Raw genomic sequence first — 22,216 nt, forward strand, 5'->3', positions numbered from 1 at the left:
CAACACACACGTATCGGCACATATTCCGGGGTGCCCTTTGGGGTCGGTAATATGGGATACGTGGAGGCATAACCCCAACTTTTATATAGAGGTTTTAATCATGGCAACTGTTTCCATGCGCGACATGCTCAAGGCTGGTGTTCACTTCGGTCACCAGACCCGTTACTGGAACCCGAAAATGAAGCCGTTCATCTTCGGTGCGCGTAACAAAGTTCACATCATCAACCTTGAGAAAACTGTACCGATGTTCAACGAAGCTCTGGCTGAACTGAACAAGATTGCTTCTCGCAAAGGTAAAATCCTTTTCGTTGGTACTAAACGCGCTGCAAGCGAAGCGGTGAAAGACGCTGCTCTGAGCTGCGACCAGTTCTTCGTGAACCATCGCTGGCTGGGCGGTATGCTGACTAACTGGAAAACCGTTCGTCAGTCCATCAAACGTCTGAAAGACCTGGAAACTCAGTCTCAGGACGGTACTTTCGACAAGCTGACCAAGAAAGAAGCGCTGATGCGCACTCGTGAGCTGGAGAAACTGGAAAACAGCCTGGGCGGTATCAAAGACATGGGCGGTCTGCCGGACGCTCTGTTTGTAATCGATGCTGACCACGAACACATTGCTATCAAAGAAGCAAACAACCTGGGTATTCCGGTATTTGCTATCGTTGATACCAACTCTGATCCGGACGGTGTTGACTTCGTTATCCCGGGTAACGACGACGCAATCCGTGCTGTGACCCTGTACCTGGGCGCTGTAGCTGCAACCGTACGTGAAGGCCGTTCTCAGGATCTGGCTTCCCAGGCGGAAGAAAGCTTCGTAGAAGCTGAGTAATAAGGCTTGATAACTCCCCCAAAATAGTTCGAGTTGCAGAAAGGCGGCAAGCTCGATAATTCTTGGGAGCTTACATCAGTAAGTGACCGGGATGAGCGAGCGAAGACAACGCATCTGCGGCGCGAAATATGAAGGGGGGAGAGCCCTTATAGACCAGGTAGTACACGTTTGGTTAGGGGGCCTGTATATGGCCCCCTTTTTCACTTTTATATCTGTGCGGTTTAATTCCGGGCAGATCACATCTCCGAGGATTTTAGAATGGCTGAAATTACCGCATCCCTGGTAAAAGAGCTGCGTGAGCGTACTGGCGCAGGCATGATGGATTGCAAAAAAGCACTGACTGAAGCTAACGGCGACATCGAGCTGGCAATCGAAAACATGCGTAAGTCCGGTGCTATCAAAGCAGCGAAAAAAGCAGGCAACGTTGCTGCTGATGGCGTGATCAAAACCAAAATCGACGGCAACTACGGCATCATTCTGGAAGTTAACTGCCAGACTGACTTCGTAGCAAAAGACGCTGGTTTCCAGGCGTTCGCAGACAAAGTTCTGGACGCAGCTGTTGCTGGCAAAATCACTGACGTTGAAGTTCTGAAAGCACAGTTCGAAGAAGAACGCGTTGCGCTGGTAGCGAAAATTGGTGAAAACATCAACATTCGCCGCGTTGCTGCGCTGGAAGGCGACGTTCTGGGTTCTTATCAGCACGGTGCGCGTATCGGCGTTCTGGTTGCTGCTAAAGGCGCTGACGAAGAGCTGGTTAAACACATCGCTATGCACGTTGCTGCAAGCAAGCCGGAATTCATCAAGCCGGAAGACGTATCTGCTGAAGTGGTAGAGAAAGAATACCAGGTACAGCTGGATATCGCGATGCAGTCTGGTAAGCCGAAAGAAATCGCAGAGAAAATGGTTGAAGGCCGCATGAAGAAATTCACCGGCGAAGTTTCTCTGACCGGTCAGCCGTTCGTTATGGAACCGGCAAAAACTGTTGGTCAGCTGCTGAAAGAGCATAACGCTGAAGTGACTGGCTTCATCCGCTTCGAAGTGGGTGAAGGTATCGAGAAAGTTGAGACTGACTTTGCAGCAGAAGTTGCTGCGATGTCCAAGCAGTCTTAATTATCGAAAAGGAGCCGCCTGAGGGCGGCTTCTTTTTGCGCCCATCTTGTAAATTCAGCTAACCCTTATGGGGCTGCGCTGAAAAGCGACGTACAATGTCGCTAGTATTAATTCATTTCAATCGTTGACAGTCTCAGGAAAGAAACATGGCTACCAATGCAAAACCCGTCTATAAACGCATTCTGCTTAAGTTGAGTGGCGAAGCTCTGCAGGGCACTGAAGGCTTCGGTATTGATGCAAGCATACTGGATCGCATGGCTCAGGAAATCAAAGAACTGGTTGAACTGGGTATTCAGGTTGGTGTGGTGATTGGTGGGGGTAACCTGTTCCGTGGCGCTGGTCTGGCGAAAGCGGGTATGAACCGCGTTGTGGGCGACCACATGGGGATGCTGGCTACCGTAATGAACGGTCTGGCAATGCGTGATGCACTGCACCGCGCCTATGTGAACGCTCGTCTGATGTCCGCTATTCCATTGAATGGCGTATGCGACAGCTACAGCTGGGCAGAAGCTATCAGTCTGTTGCGCAACAACCGTGTGGTGATCCTCTCCGCCGGTACTGGTAATCCATTCTTTACCACTGACTCCGCAGCTTGTCTGCGTGGTATCGAAATTGAAGCCGATGTGGTGCTGAAAGCAACCAAAGTTGACGGTGTGTTTACCGCTGACCCGGCGAAAGATCCAACTGCAACTATGTACGAGCAGCTGACCTACAGTGAAGTGCTGGAAAAAGAGCTGAAAGTAATGGATCTGGCGGCCTTTACGCTGGCTCGTGACCACAAATTACCGATTCGTGTTTTCAACATGAACAAACCGGGTGCGCTGCGCCGTGTGGTAATGGGTGAAAAAGAAGGGACTTTAATCACGGAATAATTCCCGTGATGGATAAATAAGGGTAAGATTCCGCATAAGTATCGCGGGGGCGTAAGTCTGGTTATAAGGCGTTATTGTTGCAGGCAGTTTGGTCACGGCCAGCGCGCAGCAACCGGAGCGTACATAAGTACGTGAGGATAGTGAGCACTGCCCGGGGTCAAAATGGCAAATAAAATAGCCTAATAATCCAGACGATTACCCGTAATATGTTTAATCAGGGCTATACTTAGCACACTTCCACTGTGTGTGACTGTCTGGTCTGACTGAGACAAGTTTTCAAGGATTCGTAACGTGATTAGCGATATCAGAAAAGATGCTGAAGTACGCATGGACAAATGCGTCGAAGCGTTCAAAACCCAAATCAGCAAAATACGCACGGGTCGTGCTTCTCCCAGCCTGCTGGATGGCATTGTCGTGGAATATTACGGCACGCCGACGCCGCTGCGTCAGCTGGCAAGCGTAACGGTAGAAGATTCCCGCACTCTGAAAATCAACGTGTTTGATCGTTCAATGTCTCCGGCCGTTGAAAAAGCGATTATGGCGTCCGATCTCGGCCTGAACCCGAACTCTGCAGGTAGCGACATCCGCGTTCCGCTGCCGCCGCTGACGGAAGAACGTCGTAAAGATCTGACTAAAATCGTTCGTGGTGAAGCTGAACAGGCGCGTGTTGCAGTACGTAACGTGCGTCGTGATGCGAACGACAAAGTGAAAGCACTGTTGAAAGATAAAGAGATCAGCGAAGACGACGATCGCCGTTCTCAGGACGATGTACAGAAACTGACTGATGCTGCAATCAAGAAAATTGAAGCGGCGCTGGCAGACAAAGAAGCAGAACTGATGCAGTTCTGATTTCTTGAACGACAAAAAACGCCGCTCAGTAGATCCTTGCGGATCGGCTGGCGGCGTTTTGCTTTTTATTCTGTCTCAACTCTGGATGTTTCATGAAGCAACTCACCATTCTGGGCTCGACCGGCTCGATTGGTTGCAGCACGCTGGACGTGGTGCGCCATAATCCCGAACACTTCCGCGTAGTTGCGCTGGTGGCAGGCAAAAATGTCACTCGCATGGTAGAACAGTGCCTGGAATTCTCTCCCCGCTATGCCGTAATGGACGATGAAGCGAGTGCGAAACTTCTTAAAACGACGCTACAACAACAGGGTAGTTGCACTGAAGTCTTAAGCGGTCAGCAGGCTGCCTGCGATATGGCGGCGCTTGAAGATGTTGATCAGGTGATGGCGGCGATTGTCGGTGCTGCAGGCCTGTTACCTACGCTTGCTGCTATCCGCGCGGGTAAAACCATACTGCTGGCCAACAAAGAATCACTGGTCACCTGTGGACGTCTGTTTATGGACGCCGTAAAGCAGAGTAAAGCGCAGTTATTACCGGTCGATAGCGAACATAACGCCATTTTTCAGAGTTTACCGCAACCTATCCAGCACAATCTGGGATACGCTGACCTTGAGCAAAATGGCGTGGTGTCCATTTTACTTACCGGGTCTGGTGGCCCTTTCCGTGAGACGCCATTGCACGATTTGGCAACAATGACGCCCGATCAAGCCTGCCGTCATCCGAACTGGTCGATGGGACGTAAAATTTCTGTCGATTCGGCTACCATGATGAACAAAGGTCTGGAATACATTGAAGCGCGTTGGTTGTTTAACGCCAGTGCCAGCCAGATGGAAGTGCTGATTCACCCGCAGTCAGTGATTCACTCAATGGTGCGTTATCAGGACGGCAGCGTTCTGGCGCAACTGGGAGAACCTGATATGCGTACGCCAATTGCCCACACCATGGCATGGCCGAATCGCGTGAACTCTGGTGTGAAGGCGCTCGACTTTTGCAAACTGAGTGCTTTGACATTTGCCGCACCGGATTATGATCGCTATCCATGCCTGAAACTGGCGATGGATGCTTTCGAACAAGGCCAGGCTGCGACGACTGCATTGAATGCCGCAAACGAAATCACCGTTGCTGCGTTTCTTGCGCAACAAATCCGCTTTACGGATATCGCCGCATTGAATTTATCCGTTCTGGAAAAAATGGATATGCGCGAACCACAATGCGTGGACGATGTGTTGTCTGTCGATGCCTGTGCGCGTGACGTCGCCAGAAAAGAGGTGATGCGTCTCGCAAGCTGAGGATAATCCGGCTACAGAGAGTCGTGCTATTTGTTAGCGTAGGGCTTCAGTGATATAGTCTGCGCCATCTGATCGTAAGTAGTTGGCTTTCTAAGATCAGGTATGCCGTGGTTTTACACGGCTTTTTTTTGTATAGGCTTCAGTATTCCTGAGTACCGTAAACCCTGTCAGGGAATAAGAAACGCGTGATGTTGTCTGCTACTCAACCACTTAGCGAAAAATTGCCAGTTCATGGCTGTCGCCATGTCGCGATCATTATGGATGGCAACGGGCGCTGGGCAAAAAAGCAAGGGAAGATTCGTGCCTTTGGGCATAAAGCCGGGGCAAAATCCGTCCGCCGGGCTGTCTCTTTTGCGGCCAACAACGGTATTGAGGCGTTAACGCTGTATGCCTTTAGTAGTGAAAACTGGAACCGACCAGCGCAGGAAGTCAGTGCGTTAATGGAACTGTTTGTGTGGGCGCTTGATAGCGAAGTAAAAAGCCTGCACCGACATAATGTGCGTCTGCGTATTATTGGCGATACCAGTCGTTTTAACTCGCGTTTGCAAGAACGTATTCGTAAATCTGAAGCGTTAACTGCCGGGAATACCGGTCTGACGTTGAATATTGCGGCGAACTACGGTGGACGTTGGGATATAGTCCAGGGTGTCAGGCAACTGGCTGAAAAGGTGCAGCAAGGAAACCTGCAACCAGATCAGATAGATGAAGAGATGCTAAACCAGCATGTCTGTATGCATGAACTGGCCCCTGTAGATTTAGTAATTAGGACTGGGGGGGAGCATCGCATTAGTAACTTTTTGCTTTGGCAAATTGCCTATGCCGAACTTTACTTTACAGATGTTCTCTGGCCCGATTTCGATGAACAAGACTTTGAAGGGGCACTAAATGCCTTTGCTAATCGAGAGCGTCGTTTCGGCGGCACCGAGCCCGGTGATGAAACAGCCTGATGGGGGTCGCTTTTGCTGAAGTATCGCCTGATATCTGCTTTTGTTTTAATACCTGTCGTCATCGCGGCGCTGTTTTTATTGCCGCCGGTAGGGTTCGCTATTGTTACGCTGGTAGTCTGTATGCTGGCAGCGTGGGAATGGGGACAGCTTAGCGGTTTTACCTCTCGCTCGCAGCGGGTATGGCTGGCGGTGCTGTGCGGGTTATTGTTGGCGCTGATGCTTTTTCTGTTGCCGGAATATCACCGAAATATCCATCAACCACTGGTTGAGGTCTCACTTTGGGCTTCGCTTGGCTGGTGGGTTGCCGCGCTATTGCTGGTGTTATTCTATCCCGGTTCCGCGACAATATGGCGTAACTCCAGAACATTGCGCATTATCTTTGGCGTGCTAACCATTGTTCCCTTCTTTTGGGGCATGTTGGCGTTACGGGCCTGGCACTATGACGAGAATCATTACAGTGGCGCGATATGGTTGCTCTATGTCATGATCCTGGTCTGGGGCGCTGACTCTGGCGCATATATGTTTGGCAAATTGTTTGGCAAACATAAGCTGGCACCGAAGGTTTCTCCAGGTAAAACCTGGCAAGGCTTTATTGGCGGACTCGCGACCGCAGCGGTAATCTCATGGGGTTATGGCATGTGGGCGAATCTGGACGTTGCACCCGTCACCTTACTCATTTGCTCTATTGTCGCAGCGTTAGCTTCAGTGCTCGGCGATCTGACCGAGAGCATGTTTAAGCGTGAAGCAGGAATTAAGGACAGCGGTCATTTAATTCCAGGACATGGCGGTATTTTGGATCGTATTGATAGCCTGACGGCTGCTGTACCGGTCTTTGCTTGCCTGCTGTTGCTGGTATTCAGGACGCTTTAACGGAAGGTATTATGCTGAGTTTTCTCTGGGATTTGGCTTCGTTCATCGTTGCATTGGGTGTACTCATCACCGTGCATGAATTTGGTCATTTCTGGGTTGCCCGGCGTTGCGGTGTTCGCGTTGAGCGTTTCTCTATAGGTTTTGGTAAGGCGCTCTGGCGCCGAACTGATAAGCTAGGCACCGAATATGTCATCGCCCTGATCCCTTTGGGCGGTTATGTCAAAATGCTGGATGAGCGTGCTGAACCGGTTGTTCCGGAGCTTCGCCACCATGCCTTCAATAATAAATCTGTTGGCCAACGTGCGGCGATCATTGCCGCAGGTCCGGTTGCAAACTTCATTTTTGCTATCTTTGCTTACTGGCTGGTTTTTATCATCGGTGTGCCTGGTGTACGTCCGGTGGTTGGCGAAATAGCAGCCAATTCGATAGCTGCGCAAGCACAAATTGCACCAGGAACGGAACTAAAAGCCGTAGATGGTATCGAAACGCCTGATTGGGATGCCGTGCGTTTGCAGTTGGTCGATAAAATTGGCGATGAAAGCACCACCATTACGGTAGCGCCATTTGGCAGCGACCAACGGCGGGATGTAAAGCTCGATTTACGTCAGTGGGCGTTTGAGCCTGATAAAGAAGATCCAGTATCTTCTTTGGGGATTCGTCCCCGTGGGCCGCAAATTGAACCAGTAGTGGAAAATGTGCAGCCAAACTCGGCGGCAAACAAGGCGGGTTTGCAAGCAGGCGACAGGATCGTTAAAGTCGATGGTCAGCCATTAACGCAATGGGTGACCTTTGTGTTGCTTGTCCGGGATAATCCGGGTAAATCCTTAGCGTTGGAAATCGAAAGGCAGGGGAGTCCCTTGTCTTTGACATTAATCCCGGAGAGTAAACCGGGTAATGGTAAGGCGATTGGTTTTGTCGGTATTGAGCCGAAAGTCATTCCTCTGCCAGATGAGTATAAAGTTGTACGCCAGTATGGGCCGTTCAACGCCATCGTCGAAGCCACGGACAAAACGTGGCAGTTGATGAAGCTGACGGTCAGTATGCTGGGAAAATTGATCACCGGTGATGTGAAACTGAACAACCTCAGTGGGCCGATCTCTATCGCCAAGGGGGCTGGGATGACAGCGGAACTCGGGGTTGTTTATTATCTACCGTTTCTTGCGCTTATTAGCGTGAACTTAGGGATAATTAACCTGTTTCCGTTGCCCGTACTTGACGGGGGGCATCTGCTGTTCCTTGCGATCGAAAAGATCAAGGGCGGACCGGTATCCGAGCGGGTTCAAGACTTTTGTTATCGCATTGGCTCGATTCTGCTGGTGCTGTTAATGGGGCTTGCACTTTTCAATGATTTCTCTCGGTTATGAGAGTTAGTTAGGAAGAACGCATAATAACGATGGCGATGAAAAAGTTGCTCATAGCGTCGCTGCTGTTTAGCAGCGCCACCGTATACGGTGCTGAAGGGTTCGTAGTGAAAGATATTCATTTCGAAGGCCTTCAGCGTGTCGCCGTTGGTGCGGCCCTCCTCAGTATGCCGGTGCGCACAGGCGACACGGTTAATGATGAAGATATCAGTAATACCATTCGCGCTCTGTTTGCTACCGGCAACTTTGAGGATGTTCGTGTCCTTCGTGATGGTGATACCCTTCTGGTTCAGGTAAAAGAACGTCCGACCATTGCCAGCATCACTTTCTCCGGTAACAAATCGGTGAAAGATGACATGCTGAAGCAAAACCTCGAGGCTTCTGGCGTGCGTGTGGGCGAATCTCTTGATCGCACCACCATTGCTGATATCGAAAAAGGTCTGGAAGACTTCTACTATAGCGTCGGTAAATATAGCGCCAGCGTTAAAGCTGTCGTGACCCCGCTGCCGCGCAACCGTGTTGACCTAAAACTGGTGTTCCAGGAAGGTGTGTCAGCTGAAATCCAGCAAATTAACATTGTTGGTAACCATGCTTTCACCACCGACGAACTGATCTCTCATTTCCAACTGCGTGACGAAGTGCCGTGGTGGAACGTGGTAGGCGATCGTAAATACCAGAAACAAAAACTGGCGGGCGACCTTGAAACCCTGCGCAGCTACTATCTGGATCGCGGTTATGCCCGTTTCAACATCGACTCGACCCAGGTCAGTCTGACGCCAGATAAAAAAGGTATTTACGTCACGGTGAACATCACCGAAGGCGATCAGTACAAGCTTTCTGGGGTTGAAGTGAGCGGTAACCTTGCCGGGCACTCCGCTGAAATTGAGCAGCTAACTAAGATCGAGCCGGGCGAGCTGTATAACGGCACCAAAGTGACCAAGATGGAAGATGACATTAAAAAGCTTCTCGGTCGCTATGGTTATGCCTATCCGCGCGTACAGTCGATGCCTGAAATTAACGATGCCGACAAAACCGTTAAATTACGCGTGAACGTTGATGCGGGTAACCGTTTCTACGTGCGTAAGATCCGTTTTGAAGGTAACGATACCTCGAAAGATGCCGTCCTGCGTCGCGAAATGCGTCAGATGGAAGGTGCATGGCTGGGTAGCGATCTGGTCGATCAGGGTAAGGAGCGTCTGAATCGTCTTGGCTTCTTTGAAACGGTCGATACCGATACCCAACGTGTTCCGGGTAGCCCGGACCAGGTTGATGTAGTCTACAAGGTGAAAGAACGTAACACCGGTAGCTTCAACTTCGGTATTGGTTACGGTACTGAAAGTGGCGTGAGCTTCCAGGCTGGCGTGCAACAGGATAACTGGTTAGGTACGGGTTATGCCGTTGGTATCAACGGAACCAAAAACGATTACCAGACCTATGCTGAACTGTCGGTAACCAACCCGTACTTCACCGTAGATGGCGTAAGCCTCGGTGGCCGTCTCTTCTATAATGACTTCCAGGCAGATGACGCCGACCTGTCCGACTATACCAACAAGAGTTATGGTACAGACGTGACGTTGGGCTTCCCGATCAACGAATACAACTCGCTGCGTGCAGGTCTGGGTTATGTACATAACTCCCTGTCCAACATGCAGCCGCAGGTTGCGATGTGGCGTTATCTGTACTCTATGGGTGAACATCCGAGCACCTCTGATCAGGATAACAGCTTCAAAACGGACGACTTCACGTTCAACTATGGTTGGACCTATAACAAGCTTGACCGTGGTTATTTCCCGACAGATGGTTCACGTGTCAACCTGACCGGTAAAGTGACCATTCCGGGATCGGATAACGAATACTACAAAGTGACGTTAGACACGGCGACCTATGTACCGATCGACGACGATCACAAATGGGTTGTTCTGGGTCGTACCCGCTGGGGTTATGGTGATGGTTTAGGCGGCAAAGAGATGCCGTTCTACGAGAACTTCTATGCTGGTGGTTCCAGCACCGTGCGTGGCTTCCAGTCCAACACCATCGGTCCAAAAGCGGTTTACTTCCCGCATCAGGCCAGTAATTATGACCCAGACTATGATTACGAATGTGCGACTCAGGACGGAGCGAAAGACCTGTGTAAATCGGATGATGCTGTAGGCGGTAACGCCATGGCGGTTGCCAGCCTCGAACTCATCACCCCGACGCCGTTCATTAGCGACAAGTATGCTAACTCTGTTCGTACTTCCTTCTTCTGGGATATGGGCACCGTTTGGGATACAAACTGGGATTCCAGCCAATATTCTGGATATCCGGACTATAGTGATCCAAGCAATATCCGTATGTCTGCGGGTATCGCATTACAATGGATGTCCCCATTGGGGCCGTTGGTGTTCTCCTACGCCCAGCCGTTCAAAAAGTACGATGGAGACAAGGCAGAACAGTTCCAGTTTAACATTGGTAAAACCTGGTAAGTGTTCTCCACAAAGGAATGTAGTGGTAGTGTAGCGATGACTTTAGGCGATCAATATAAGATCGCCGGGCCACGCAAAGAACTGCACCCTCCGGTGCAAATGGGATGGTAAGGAGTTTATTGTGAAAAAGTGGTTATTAGCTGCAGGTCTCGGTTTAGCACTGGCAACTTCTGCTCAGGCGGCTGACAAAATTGCAATCGTCAATATGGGCAGCCTGTTCCAGCAGGTAGCACAGAAAACCGGTGTTTCTAACACGCTGGAAAATGAGTTCAAAGGCCGTGCCAGCGAACTGCAGCGTATGGAAACCGATCTGCAAGCTAAAATGAAAAAGCTGCAGTCTATGAAAGCCGGTAGTGATCGTACTAAGCTGGAAAAAGACGTGATGGCTCAGCGCCAGACTTTTGCTCAGAAAGCGCAGGCTTTTGAGCAGGATCGCGCACGTCGTTCCAACGAAGAACGCGGCAAACTGGTTACTCGTATCCAGACTGCTGTGAAATCCGTTGCCAACAGCCAGGATATCGACCTGGTTGTTGATGCAAACGCCGTTGCTTACAACAGCAGCGATGTAAAAGACATCACTGCCGACGTACTGAAACAGGTTAAATAAGTAATGCCTTCAATTCGACTGGCTGATTTAGCGCAGCAGTTGGATGCAGAACTACACGGTGATGGCGATATCGTCATCACCGGCGTTGCGTCCATGCAATCTGCACAAACAGGTCACATCACGTTCATGGTTAACCCAAAATACCGTGAGCATTTAGGCTTGTGCCAGGCGTCTGCGGTTGTCATGACCCAGGACGATCTTCCTTTCGCGAAAAGTGCCGCGCTGGTAGTGAAGAATCCCTACCTGACTTACGCGCGCATGGCGCAAATTTTAGATACCACGCCACAGCCCGCGCAGAACATTGCACCCAGTGCAGTGATCGATGCAACGGCGAAGCTGGGTAACAACGTCTCAATTGGTGCTAACGCGGTGATTGAGTCCGGCGTTGAGCTGGGCGATAACGTGATTATCGGTGCCGGTTGCTTCGTTGGTAAAAATAGCAAAATCGGCGCAGGTTCGCGCCTTTGGGCGAACGTAACCATTTACCACGAGATCCAGATCGGTCAGAATTGCCTGATTCAATCCGGAACGGTGGTAGGTGCGGACGGCTTTGGCTATGCCAACGATCGTGGTAACTGGGTGAAGATCCCTCAGATTGGTCGCGTGATTATTGGCGATCGCGTGGAGATCGGCGCCTGTACTACCATCGATCGCGGTGCGCTGGATGACACCATTATCGGCAATGGCGTGATCATTGATAACCAGTGCCAGATTGCACATAACGTCGTGATTGGCGACAATACGGCGGTTGCCGGTGGCGTCATTATGGCGGGCAGCCTGAAAATTGGTCGTTACTGCATGATCGGCGGTGCCAGCGTAATCAACGGGCATATGGAAATATGCGATAAAGTGACGGTTACGGGCATGGGGATGGTGATGCGTCCCATCACTGAACCTGGCGTCTATTCCTCAGGCATTCCGCTGCAACCCAACAAAGTCTGGCGCAAAACCGCTGCACTGGTGATGAACATTGATGATATGAGCAAGCGTCTGAAATCGCTTGAGCGCAAGGTTAATCAACAAGACTAACGTTCCATCTTTTGTTCGCCAAACTTTACGGCCTGTCTCATTCTTACGATTGCGGCAGGCCGTGTTATTATTGTCGTTTCTTATATTTTGACAGGAAGAGTATCTTGACTACTAACACTCATACTCTGCAGATTGAAGAGATTTTAGAACTTCTGCCGCACCGTTTCCCGTTCTTATTGGTGGATCGCGTGCTGGATTTTGAAGAAGGTCGTTTTCTGCGCGCAGTAAAAAATGTCTCTGTCAATGAGCCATTCTTCCAGGGCCATTTCCCTGGAAAACCGATTTTCCCGGGTGTGCTGATTCTGGAAGCAATGGCACAGGCAACAGGTATTCTGGCGTTTAAAAGCGTAGGAAAACTGGAACCGGGTGAGCTGTACTACTTCGCTGGTATTGACGAAGCGCGCTTTAAGCGCCCGGTCGTGCCAGGTGATCAAATGATCATGGAAGTCACTTTCGAAAAAACGCGCCGTGGCCTGACCCGCTTTAAAGGGGTTGCTCTGGTCGACGGTAAAGTAGTTTGCGAAGCAACGATGATGTGTGCTCGTAGCCGGGAGGCCTGATACGTGATTGATAAATCCGCCTTTGTGCATCCAACCGCCATTGTGGAAGAGGGCGCGTCGATTGGTGCCAACGTTCACATTGGTCCTTTTTGTATCGTTGGACCCCATGTTGAAATTGGTGAGGGGACCGTACTGAAATCTCACGTTGTCGTGAATGGCCATACTAAAATTGGTCGCGACAATGAGATTTATCAGTTCGCCTCCATCGGCGAAGTTAACCAGGATCTGAAATATGCTGGTGAACCGACCCGTGTGGAAATCGGCGATCGTAACCGCATTCGCGAAAGCGTCACCATTCATCGTGGCACAGTCCAGGGCGGTGGATTGACGAAGGTGGGCAGCGACAACTTACTGATGATCAATGCGCACATTGCGCACGATTGTACGGTAGGTAACCGCTGTATTCTCGCCAACAACGCAACGCTGGCGGGGCACGTATCGGTAGATGACTTCGCGATCATCGGCGGCATGACCGCAGTCCATCAGTTCTGCATCATTGGTGCGCACGTGATGGTTGGCGGTTGCTCCGGTGTGGCGCAGGACGTCCCTCCTTATGTCATTGCGCAGGGTAACCACGCAACGCCGTTCGGTGTCAACATCGAAGGGCTGAAGCGTCGCGGTTTTAGCCGTGAGGCGATTACTGCTATCCGCAATGCGTATAAGCTGATTTATCGCAGCGGTAAAACGCTCGATGAAGTGAAACCGGAAATTGCTGAACTGGCGGAAACTTATCCGGAAGTGAAAGCGTTTACCGATTTCTTTGCACGCTCAACGCGCGGTCTGATTCGTTAATGGCTGAACAGCGTCCATTAACGATTGCCCTGGTCGCCGGAGAAACCTCCGGCGATATCCTGGGAGCCGGTTTAATCCGCGCTCTGAAAGAACGTGTGCCCAACGCCCGCTTTGTTGGTGTTGCCGGGCCACGGATGCAGGCTGAAGGCTGCGAAGCCTGGTACGAAATGGAAGAGCTGGCGGTGATGGGCATTGTGGAAGTGCTCGGCCGTTTGCGTCGCTTACTGTATATTCGTGCCGATTTGACAAAGCGTTTTGGTGAACTGAAGCCAGATGTTTTTGTCGGCATTGATGCGCCTGATTTCAACATTACCCTCGAAGGTAACCTCAAAAAGCAGGGTATCAAAACCATTCATTACGTCAGTCCGTCCGTCTGGGCGTGGCGACAGAAACGCGTTTTCAAAATAGGCAGAGCCACCGATCTGGTGCTCGCATTTCTGCCTTTCGAAAAAGCGTTTTATGACAAATACAACGTGCCGTGTCGTTTTATCGGTCACACCATGGCTGATGCCATGCCGTTAGATCCAGATAAAAACGCCGCCCGTGATGTGTTGGGGATCCCCCATGATGCCCACTGCCTGGCGTTGCTGCCTGGCAGTCGTGGTGCGGAAGTTGAGATGCTTAGTGCCGATTTCCTGAAAACGGCTCAGCTTTTGCGCCAGACATATCCCGATCTTGAGATTGTGGTGCCGCTGGTGAATGCCAAACGCCGCGAGCAGTTTGAACGCATCAAAGCTGAAGTTGCGCCAGACCTTGCTGTTCATCTCTTAGATGGATTGGGGCGTGAGGCGATGGTGGCAAGCGATGCGGCGCTACTGGCGTCGGGTACGGCAGCACTGGAGTGTATGCTGGCGAAATGCCCGATGGTGGTGGGATATCGCATGAAGCCTTTCACCTTCTGGCTGGCGAAGCGACTGGTGAAAACTGATTATGTCTCTCTACCCAATTTGCTGGCGGGCAGAGAGTTAGTCAAAGAGTTATTGCAGGAAGAGTGTGAGCCGCAAAAACTGGCAGAGGCGTTGTTACCGCTGTTGGCGAACGGGAAAACCAGCCACGCGATGCACGACACCTTCCGCGAACTGCATCAGCAGATCCGCTGCAATGCCGATGAGCAGGCGGCACAAGCCGTTCTGGAGTTAGCACAATGATCGAATTTGTTTATCCGCACACGCAGCTCGTTGCGGGTGTGGATGAAGTCGGACGTGGGCCGTTGGTTGGCGCGGTTGTCACCGCTGCCGTAATCCTCGACCCGGCGCGCCCGATTGTCGGGCTGAATGATTCCAAAAAGCTGAGCGAAAAACGCCGTCTGGCGTTGTATGAAGAGATTAAAGAGAAAGCGTTAAGCTGGAGTCTGGGTCGCGCTGAACCTCATGAAATCGACGAACTGAATATTCTACACGCGACCATGCTGGCGATGCAGCGTGCGGTTGCGGGACTGCATATCGTCCCGGAATATGTGTTGATTGATGGTAACCGCTGTCCGAAATTACCGATGCCGTCGATGGCTGTAGTTAAAGGCGACAGCCGCGTGCCGGAAATCAGTGCGGCGTCTATTCTGGCGAAAGTGACGCGCGACGCTGAAATGGCGGCACTGGACATTGTTTATCCACAATATGGTTTTGCCCAACACAAAGGGTATCCAACAGCTTTTCATCTTGAAAAACTGGCTGAACACGGCGCGACCGAACACCATCGGCGCAGCTTTGGCCCTGTCAAACGCGCACTGGGACTTGCGTCCTGATTCTTGTGTCGAGATTAAGTAAACCGGAATCTGAAGATGTCTGAACCACGTTTCGTTCACCTGCGGGTGCACAGCGACTACTCGATGATCGATGGCCTGGCAAAAACCGCGCCGCTGGTAAAAAAGGCGGCGGCGTTGGGTATGCCTGCACTGGCGATCACCGATTTCACCAACCTTTGCGGTCTGGTGAAGTTCTACGGAGCGGGACATGGCGCAGGGATTAAGCCCATCGTCGGGGCGGATTTTAATGTCCAGTGCGACCTGCTGGGTGATGAGTTAACCCACCTGACGGTACTGGCGGCGAACAATACCGGCTATCAGAATCTGACGTTGCTGATCTCAAAAGCGTATCAGCGCGGGTACGGTGCCGCCGGGCCGATCATCGATCGCGACTGGCTTATCGAATTAAACGAAGGGTTGATCCTTCTTTCCGGCGGGCGCATGGGCGACGTCGGACGCAGTCTTTTGCGTGGTAACAGCGCGCTGGTAGATGAGTGTGTCGCGTTTTATGAAGAACACTTCCCGGATCGCTATTTTCTCGAACTGATTCGCACCGGCAGACCGGACGAAGAAAGCTATTTGCACGCGGCGGTGGAACTGGCGGAAGCGCGCGGTTTGCCCGTCGTGGCGACCAACGACGTGCGCTTTATCGACAGCAGCGACTTTGACGCACACGAAATCCGCGTCGCGATCCACGACGGCTTTACCCTCGACGATCCTAAACGCCCGCGTAACTATTCGCCGCAGCAATATATGCGTAGCGAAGAGGAGATGTGCGAGCTGTTTGCCGACATCCCCGAAGCCCTTGCCAACACCGTTGAGATCGCCAAACGCTGTAACGTAACTGTGCGTCTTGGTGAATACTTCCTGCCACAGTTCCCGACCGGGGACATGAGCACCGAAGATTATCTGGTCAAGCGCGCAAAAGAAGGGCTGGAAGAGCGTCTGGCATTTTTATTCCCTGACGAGGAAGAGCGTCTTAAGCGTCGCCCGGAATATGACGAACGTCTGGATACTGAACTTCAGGTTATCAACCAGATGGGCTTCCCCGGCTACTTCCTCATCGTTATGGAATTTATCCAGTGGTCGAAAGATAACGGCGTACCGGTAGGGCCAGGCCGTGGCTCCGGTGCGGGTTCACTGGTGGCTTATGCGCTGAAAATCACCGACCTCGATCCACTGGAATTTGACCTGCTGTTCGAACGTTTCCTTAACCCGGAACGTGTCTCCATGCCTGACTTTGACGTTGACTTCTGTATGGAGAAACGCGACCAGGTTATCGAACACGTGGCGGACATGTATGGTCGTGATGCGGTATCGCAGATCATCACCTTCGGTACGATGGCGGCAAAAGCGGTGATCCGCGACGTAGGTCGCGTGCTAGGGCATCCATATGGCTTTGTCGATCGTATCTCGAAACTGATCCCGCCCGATCCGGGGATGACGCTGGCGAAAGCGTTTGAAGCTGAACCGCAACTGCCAGAAATCTACGAAGCGGATGAAGAAGTTAAGGCGCTCATCGACATGGCGCGCAAGCTGGAAGGGGTCACCCGTAACGCTGGTAAACACGCCGGTGGGGTGGTTATCGCGCCGACCAAAATTACCGATTTTGCGCCGCTTTATTGCGATGAAGAGGGCAAACATCCAGTCACTCAATTTGATAAAAGCGACGTTGAATATGCCGGGCTGGTGAAGTTCGACTTCCTTGGTTTGCGTACGCTCACCATCATCAACTGGGCGCTGGAGATGATCAACAAGCGGCGAGCGAAGAATGGCGAGCCGCCGCTGGATATCGCTGCGATCCCGCTGGATGACAAGAAAAGTTTTGACATGCTGCAACGCTCGGAAACCACGGCGGTATTCCAGCTTGAATCGCGCGGCATGAAAGACCTGATCAAGCGTCTGCAACCTGACTGCTTCGAAGATATGATAGCCCTGGTGGCACTGTTCCGCCCCGGCCCGTTGCAATCAGGGATGGTGGATAACTTTATCGACCGTAAACATGGTCGCGAAGAAATCTCCTATCCGGACGTACAGTGGCAGCATGAAAGCCTGAAACCGGTACTGGAGCCAACCTACGGCATCATCCTGTATCAGGAACAGGTCATGCAGATTGCGCAGGTGCTTTCTGGTTATACCCTCGGTGGCGCGGATATGCTGCGCCGTGCGATGGGTAAGAAAAAGCCGGAAGAGATGGCTAAGCAGCGTTCTGTATTTGCTGAAGGTGCAGAAAAGAACGGGATCAACGCCGAACTGGCGATGAAAATCTTCGACCTGGTGGAGAAATTCGCCGGTTACGGATTTAACAAATCGCACTCCGCAGCCTATGCTTTGGTGTCATATCAAACGTTATGGCTGAAGGCGCACTATCCGGCGGAGTTTATGGCGGCGGTAATGACCGCCGATATGGACAACACCGAGAAGGTGGTTGGCCTGGTGGATGAGTGCTGGCGGATGGGGCTGAAAATCCTGCCGCCGGATATAAACTCCGGTCTTTACCATTTCCACGTCAACGACGACGGCGAAATCGTGTATGGTATTGGCGCCATCAAAGGGGTAGGTGAGGGGCCAATTGAGGCAATCATCGAAGCCCGAAATAAAGGTGGTTACTTCCGCGAGCTTTTTGATCTCTGCGCCCGTACCGACACGAAAAAGTTGAACCGGCGGGTGCTGGAAAAACTGATCATGTCCGGGGCGTTTGACCGTCTGGGGCCACACCGTGCGGCGCTGATGAACTCGCTGGGCGATGCGTTAAAAGCGGCAGATCAACACGCGAAAGCAGAAGCCATCGGCCAGGCCGATATGTTTGGCGTACTGGCGGAAGAGCCTGAGCAAATTGAACAATCCTACGCCAGCTGCCAACCGTGGCCGGAGCAGGTGGTGTTAGATGGGGAACGTGAAACGTTAGGTCTGTACCTGACGGGACACCCTATCAACCAGTATTTAAAAGAGATTGAGCGTTATGTCGGAGGCGTAAGGCTGAAAGACATGCACCCGACAGAACGTGGTAAAGTCACCACGGCTGCGGGGCTCGTTATTGCCGCGCGGGTTATGGTCACCAAGCGCGGCAATCGTATCGGTATCTGCACGCTGGATGACCGTTCCGGGCGCCTGGAAGTCATGTTGTTTACTGACGCCCTGGATAAATACCAGCAATTGCTGGAAAAAGACCGCATACTTATCGTCAGCGGACAGGTCAGCTTTGATGACTTCAGCGGTGGGCTTAAAATGACCGCTCGCGAAGTGATGGATATTGACGAAGCCCGGGAAAAATATGCTCGCGGGCTTGCTATCTCGCTGACGGACAGGCAAATTGATGACCAGCTTTTAAACCGACTCCGTCAGTCTCTGGAACCCCACCGCTCTGGGACAATTCCAGTACATCTCTACTATCAGAGGGCGGATGCACGTGCGCGGTTGCGTTTTGGCGCGACGTGGCGTGTCTCTCCGAGCGATCGTTTATTAAACGATCTCCGTGGCCTCATTGGTTCGGAGCAGGTGGAACTGGAGTTTGACTAATACAGGAATACTATGAGTCTGAATTTCCTTGATTTTGAACAGCCGATTGCAGAGCTGGAAGCGAAAATCGATTCTCTGACTGCGGTTAGCCGCCAGGATGAGAAACTGGATATTAACATCGATGAAGAAGTGCATCGTCTGCGTGAAAAAAGCGTAGAACTGACGCGTAAAATCTTCGCCGATCTCGGTGCATGGCAAATTGCGCAACTGGCTCGCCATCCACAGCGTCCTTATACCCTGGATTACGTTCGCCTGGCATTTGATGAATTTGACGAACTGGCAGGTGACCGCGCGTATGCAGATGACAAAGCTATCGTCGGTGGCATCGCACGTCTTGATGGTCGTCCGGTGATGATTATTGGTCACCAGAAAGGTCGTGAAACCAAAGAGAAAATTCGCCGTAATTTTGGTATGCCAGCGCCAGAAGGTTACCGCAAAGCACTGCGTCTGATGCAAATGGCTGAACGCTTTAAGATGCCAATCATCACCTTTATCGACACACCGGGGGCATATCCGGGCGTGGGCGCAGAAGAGCGTGGTCAGTCAGAAGCCATCGCACGCAACCTGCGTGAGATGTCTCGCCTGAGCGTACCGACTATTTGTACCGTTATTGGTGAAGGTGGTTCTGGCGGCGCGCTGGCGATTGGCGTGGGCGATAAAGTGAATATGCTGCAATACAGCACCTATTCTGTTATCTCGCCGGAAGGTTGTGCGTCCATTCTGTGGAAGAGCGCCGATAAAGCGCCGCTGGCGGCTGAAGCGATGGGCATCATCGCTCCGCGTCTGAAAGAACTGAAATTGATCGACTCCATCATCCCGGAACCGCTGGGCGGCGCTCACCGTAACCCGGAAGCGATGGCGGCGTCTTTGAAAGCGCAACTGCTGGCGGATCTGGCCGATCTCGACGTGTTAAGCACTGAAGATTTAAAAAATCGTCGTTATCAGCGCCTGATGAGCTACGGCTACGCGTAATCAGCAAATGTTCTGAAAAGGGTCACTTCGGTGACCTTTTTTGTATGTAGTTTATTTAGTCATATTATAAATACATTTAGATAATCTCACTTTCATTTTCCCCATCCCAAAAATTCTTGAACTCATGTTGATAACTCCGATTTCGGAGGCATATACCAATATACACAGTGGTTAAAAATAATATAAATTTATCAGGCTCATAGAATTTTTAAGGATAAAATATGAAAGCAATTTTAGGATTTGATCGTCTTCTTATGCCGCGTGTACTGGTGTTTTTTTACTGGCTGGCTATGGTGCTGACACTGATAGGTGGTGTCTTCTCCATATTTAGCGGAAACTTTCTCTTAGGGTTAGCTTATACCGTCATTGGTCTTATAAGCTGTCGTATGACTTTCGAATTAATTATGATAGCGTTTAAGAATAACGAATATTTGCGCCGCATTGCTGAGAGTGTTAGCAAGAATAGCGCAGAGTAATCTCCCGTAAAACGCTTCACCAAACCGCATCTCAACCGCTATTACAGGCGTTTGAGATGTTGTTTTAAAGTCAGTGTAAATGTCTGATTCATCTTTCCTGCAATTTATGCGTATTATCAATATATCGCGATGCACGTGCGTATCATATCAATGCAGGAGATTCTATGTTGGGTTTAAAACAGGTTCACCATATTGCGATTATTGCGACGGATTATGCGGTGAGCAAAGCTTTCTACTGCGATATTCTCGGCTTCACGCTGCAAAGCGAAGTCTATCGTGAAGAGCGCGATTCGTGGAAAGGGGATTTGGCGCTTAATGGGCAATATGTGATTGAACTTTTCTCATTTCCGTTCCCGCCGGAGCGCCCCAGCCGACCGGAAGCCTGCGGCCTGCGGCATCTGGCGTTTAGCGTTGATGATATCGATGCGGCAGTGGCGCACCTTGAAAGCCATAACGTGAAGTGTGAAGCCATACGTGTCGATCCATACACGCAAAAACGGTTCACCTTCTTTAGCGATCCTGACGGGCTGCCGCTGGAACTGTATGAGCAGTAAGGCTTGTCATTGCCGCATTTGCCCGGTAACGTGCCGGGCAACGACCTTGTAGATTTCCACCATCATGACACTCACGCTCAATAGACAACTTCTCACCTCCCGCCAGATTCTGGTGGCCTTTAGCGGCGGGCTTGACTCCACCGTTCTGCTGCATCAGTTGGTGCAGTGGCGGGCGGAAAATCCAGGCGTCACTCTACGCGCTATCCATGTGCATCACGGTTTAAGTGCCAATGCCGATGCCTGGGTTACGCATTGCGAAAACGTCTGCCAACAGTGGCAGGTGCCGCTGGTGGTCGAACGCGTACAACTTGCGCAAGAGGGGCTGGGGATTGAGGCCCAGGCGCGGCAGGCGCGTTATCAGGCATTTGCCCGCACCTTGTTGCCCGGTGAAGTGCTGGTCACCGCGCAACATCTCGACGATCAATGTGAAACTTTTCTGCTGGCGCTAAAACGCGGTAGCGGCCCTGCCGGGCTTTCGGCTATGGCGGAAGTTTCGGAGTTTGCCGGAACACGGCTTATCCGCCCGTTGCTTGCCCGCACGCGGGGGGAACTGGAGCAGTGGGCATTGGCGCATGATTTACGCTGGATTGAAGACGAAAGTAATCAGGACGACTCATACGATCGTAACTTCCTGCGTCTGCGCGTGGTGCCGTTATTGCAGCAGCGTTGGTCGCATTTTACCGAAGCAACGGCTCGCAGCGCCGCACTTTGCGCTGAACAAGAGAGCCTGTTAGATGAACTGCTGGCGGATGATTTAGCGCACTGTCAAACGCCGCAGGGGACGTTGCAGATTGCGCCAATGATGACGATGAGCGACGCCCGTCGAGCGGCGATTATCCGCCGCTGGCTGGCAGGGCAGAATGCTCCGATGCCTTCCCGAGATGCGATGGTGCGCATCTGGCAAGAAGTGGCGCTGGCGCGGGAAGATGCTTCTCCTTGCTTGCGATTTGGTGCGTTTGAAATACGTCGCTATCAGTCGCAATTGTGGTGGATTAAATCCGTTGCCGGACAAAGCGAAACGGTTGTGCCGTGGCAGGCGTGGCAACAGCCGCTGGAATTACCGGCAAGTCTGAGAAGTGTGCAACTTATTGCGGGTGGAGATATTCGCCCTCCGCGTGCAGACGAAGCGGTCAGCGTGCGTTTTAAAGCGCCAGGATTGCTGCATATTGTCGGGCGCAACGGCGGGCGCAAGCTAAAGAAAATCTGGCAGGAGCTGGGCGTGCCGCCGTGGCTACGTGACACCACGCCACTACTGTTTTATGGCGAAACGCTGATTGCGGCGGCGGGGATTTTTGTGACGCAAGACGGTGTGGCAGAAGATGAGAATGGCGTAAGTTTTGTCTGGCAGAGAAACGCTTAGTTAAGTGAAAGCCGGAT

Annotated in this window: 20 protein-coding genes; all 20 read left to right on the forward strand. The window is 51.6% G+C overall.

The window, feature by feature from the left end:
- The first annotated feature begins 100 nt into the window (after positions 1-100).
- A complete protein-coding gene (gene rpsB, locus RGV86_RS16845; RefSeq protein ID WP_000246882.1) occupies positions 101-826 on the forward strand; it encodes a 30S ribosomal protein S2 in 726 nt (241 codons plus the stop codon).
- A gap of 258 nt (positions 827-1,084) precedes the next feature.
- Complete coding sequence (gene tsf / locus RGV86_RS16850) at positions 1,085-1,936, forward strand: translation elongation factor Ts (protein WP_000818112.1); 852 nt, start codon at positions 1,085-1,087, stop codon at positions 1,934-1,936.
- Positions 1,937-2,082: 146 nt separating this feature from the next.
- Positions 2,083-2,808: a UMP kinase gene (pyrH, locus tag RGV86_RS16855; RefSeq protein WP_000224573.1), complete on the forward strand. Its 726-nt coding sequence runs from the start codon at positions 2,083-2,085 to the stop codon at positions 2,806-2,808.
- Between the two features lie 291 nt (positions 2,809-3,099).
- Positions 3,100-3,657, forward strand: coding sequence for a ribosome recycling factor (frr, locus tag RGV86_RS16860; protein ID WP_000622418.1), 558 nt, complete (start codon positions 3,100-3,102; stop codon positions 3,655-3,657).
- Between the two features lie 92 nt (positions 3,658-3,749).
- The gene (ispC, locus tag RGV86_RS16865; RefSeq protein WP_000811945.1) at positions 3,750-4,946 is read left to right on the forward strand and encodes a 1-deoxy-D-xylulose-5-phosphate reductoisomerase; all 1,197 of its coding nucleotides are present in this window, start codon (positions 3,750-3,752) and stop codon (positions 4,944-4,946) included.
- 188 nt (positions 4,947-5,134) lie between these two features.
- Entirely contained in the window at positions 5,135-5,893 is a 759-nt protein-coding gene (gene ispU, locus RGV86_RS16870) for a (2E,6E)-farnesyl-diphosphate-specific ditrans,polycis-undecaprenyl-diphosphate synthase (protein WP_001517776.1), read from the forward strand.
- Positions 5,894-5,905: 12 nt separating this feature from the next.
- Positions 5,906-6,763, forward strand: coding sequence for a phosphatidate cytidylyltransferase (gene cdsA, locus RGV86_RS16875; RefSeq protein ID WP_000922432.1), 858 nt, complete (start codon positions 5,906-5,908; stop codon positions 6,761-6,763).
- A gap of 11 nt (positions 6,764-6,774) precedes the next feature.
- Positions 6,775-8,127 (forward strand): sigma E protease regulator RseP, encoded by a 1,353-nt coding sequence (rseP, locus tag RGV86_RS16880; protein ID WP_000948224.1) that lies wholly within the window; start codon positions 6,775-6,777, stop codon positions 8,125-8,127.
- 29 nt (positions 8,128-8,156) lie between these two features.
- Positions 8,157-10,589, forward strand: coding sequence for an outer membrane protein assembly factor BamA (gene bamA, locus RGV86_RS16885; protein WP_001240898.1), 2,433 nt, complete (start codon positions 8,157-8,159; stop codon positions 10,587-10,589).
- 121 nt (positions 10,590-10,710) lie between these two features.
- Positions 10,711-11,196, forward strand: a complete 486-nt coding sequence (gene skp / locus RGV86_RS16890; RefSeq protein WP_000758956.1) for a molecular chaperone Skp — start codon at positions 10,711-10,713, stop codon at positions 11,194-11,196.
- Positions 11,197-11,199: 3 nt separating this feature from the next.
- Complete coding sequence (gene lpxD, locus RGV86_RS16895) at positions 11,200-12,225, forward strand: UDP-3-O-(3-hydroxymyristoyl)glucosamine N-acyltransferase (protein WP_001139279.1); 1,026 nt, start codon at positions 11,200-11,202, stop codon at positions 12,223-12,225.
- 104 nt (positions 12,226-12,329) lie between these two features.
- On the forward strand, positions 12,330-12,785 hold the full coding sequence (gene fabZ / locus RGV86_RS16900; protein ID WP_000210739.1) for a 3-hydroxyacyl-ACP dehydratase FabZ: 456 nt from the start codon (positions 12,330-12,332) through the stop codon (positions 12,783-12,785).
- Between the two features lie 3 nt (positions 12,786-12,788).
- Complete coding sequence (lpxA, locus tag RGV86_RS16905) at positions 12,789-13,577, forward strand: acyl-ACP--UDP-N-acetylglucosamine O-acyltransferase (protein WP_000565979.1); 789 nt, start codon at positions 12,789-12,791, stop codon at positions 13,575-13,577.
- Positions 13,577-14,725 (forward strand): lipid-A-disaccharide synthase, encoded by a 1,149-nt coding sequence (gene lpxB, locus RGV86_RS16910; RefSeq protein WP_000840598.1) that lies wholly within the window; start codon positions 13,577-13,579, stop codon positions 14,723-14,725. The genes lpxA and lpxB overlap by 1 nt, the downstream gene beginning before the upstream one ends.
- A complete protein-coding gene (rnhB, locus tag RGV86_RS16915) occupies positions 14,722-15,318 on the forward strand; it encodes a ribonuclease HII (protein ID WP_000569438.1) in 597 nt (198 codons plus the stop codon). The genes lpxB and rnhB overlap by 4 nt, the downstream gene beginning before the upstream one ends.
- 36 nt (positions 15,319-15,354) lie before the next feature.
- On the forward strand, positions 15,355-18,837 hold the full coding sequence (gene dnaE / locus RGV86_RS16920; protein WP_021550226.1) for a DNA polymerase III subunit alpha: 3,483 nt from the start codon (positions 15,355-15,357) through the stop codon (positions 18,835-18,837).
- Between the two features lie 12 nt (positions 18,838-18,849).
- Positions 18,850-19,809, forward strand: coding sequence for an acetyl-CoA carboxylase carboxyl transferase subunit alpha (gene accA, locus RGV86_RS16925; protein WP_000055746.1), 960 nt, complete (start codon positions 18,850-18,852; stop codon positions 19,807-19,809).
- Positions 19,810-20,030: 221 nt separating this feature from the next.
- Positions 20,031-20,285 carry a DUF4282 domain-containing protein gene (locus RGV86_RS16930; RefSeq protein WP_000644313.1) on the forward strand — a complete coding sequence of 85 codons (255 nt, stop codon included), beginning with the start codon at positions 20,031-20,033 and terminating at the stop codon, positions 20,283-20,285.
- 164 nt (positions 20,286-20,449) lie between these two features.
- Positions 20,450-20,839: a VOC family protein gene (locus tag RGV86_RS16935; RefSeq protein WP_085460345.1), complete on the forward strand. Its 390-nt coding sequence runs from the start codon at positions 20,450-20,452 to the stop codon at positions 20,837-20,839.
- Positions 20,840-20,903: 64 nt separating this feature from the next.
- Positions 20,904-22,199: a tRNA lysidine(34) synthetase TilS gene (gene tilS / locus RGV86_RS16940; RefSeq protein ID WP_137598363.1), complete on the forward strand. Its 1,296-nt coding sequence runs from the start codon at positions 20,904-20,906 to the stop codon at positions 22,197-22,199.
- The last annotated feature ends 17 nt before the right edge of the window (positions 22,200-22,216 follow it).

Source organism: Escherichia ruysiae (genome assembly GCF_031323975.1).
In the GTDB taxonomy this organism is placed as follows: domain Bacteria; phylum Pseudomonadota; class Gammaproteobacteria; order Enterobacterales; family Enterobacteriaceae; genus Escherichia; species Escherichia ruysiae.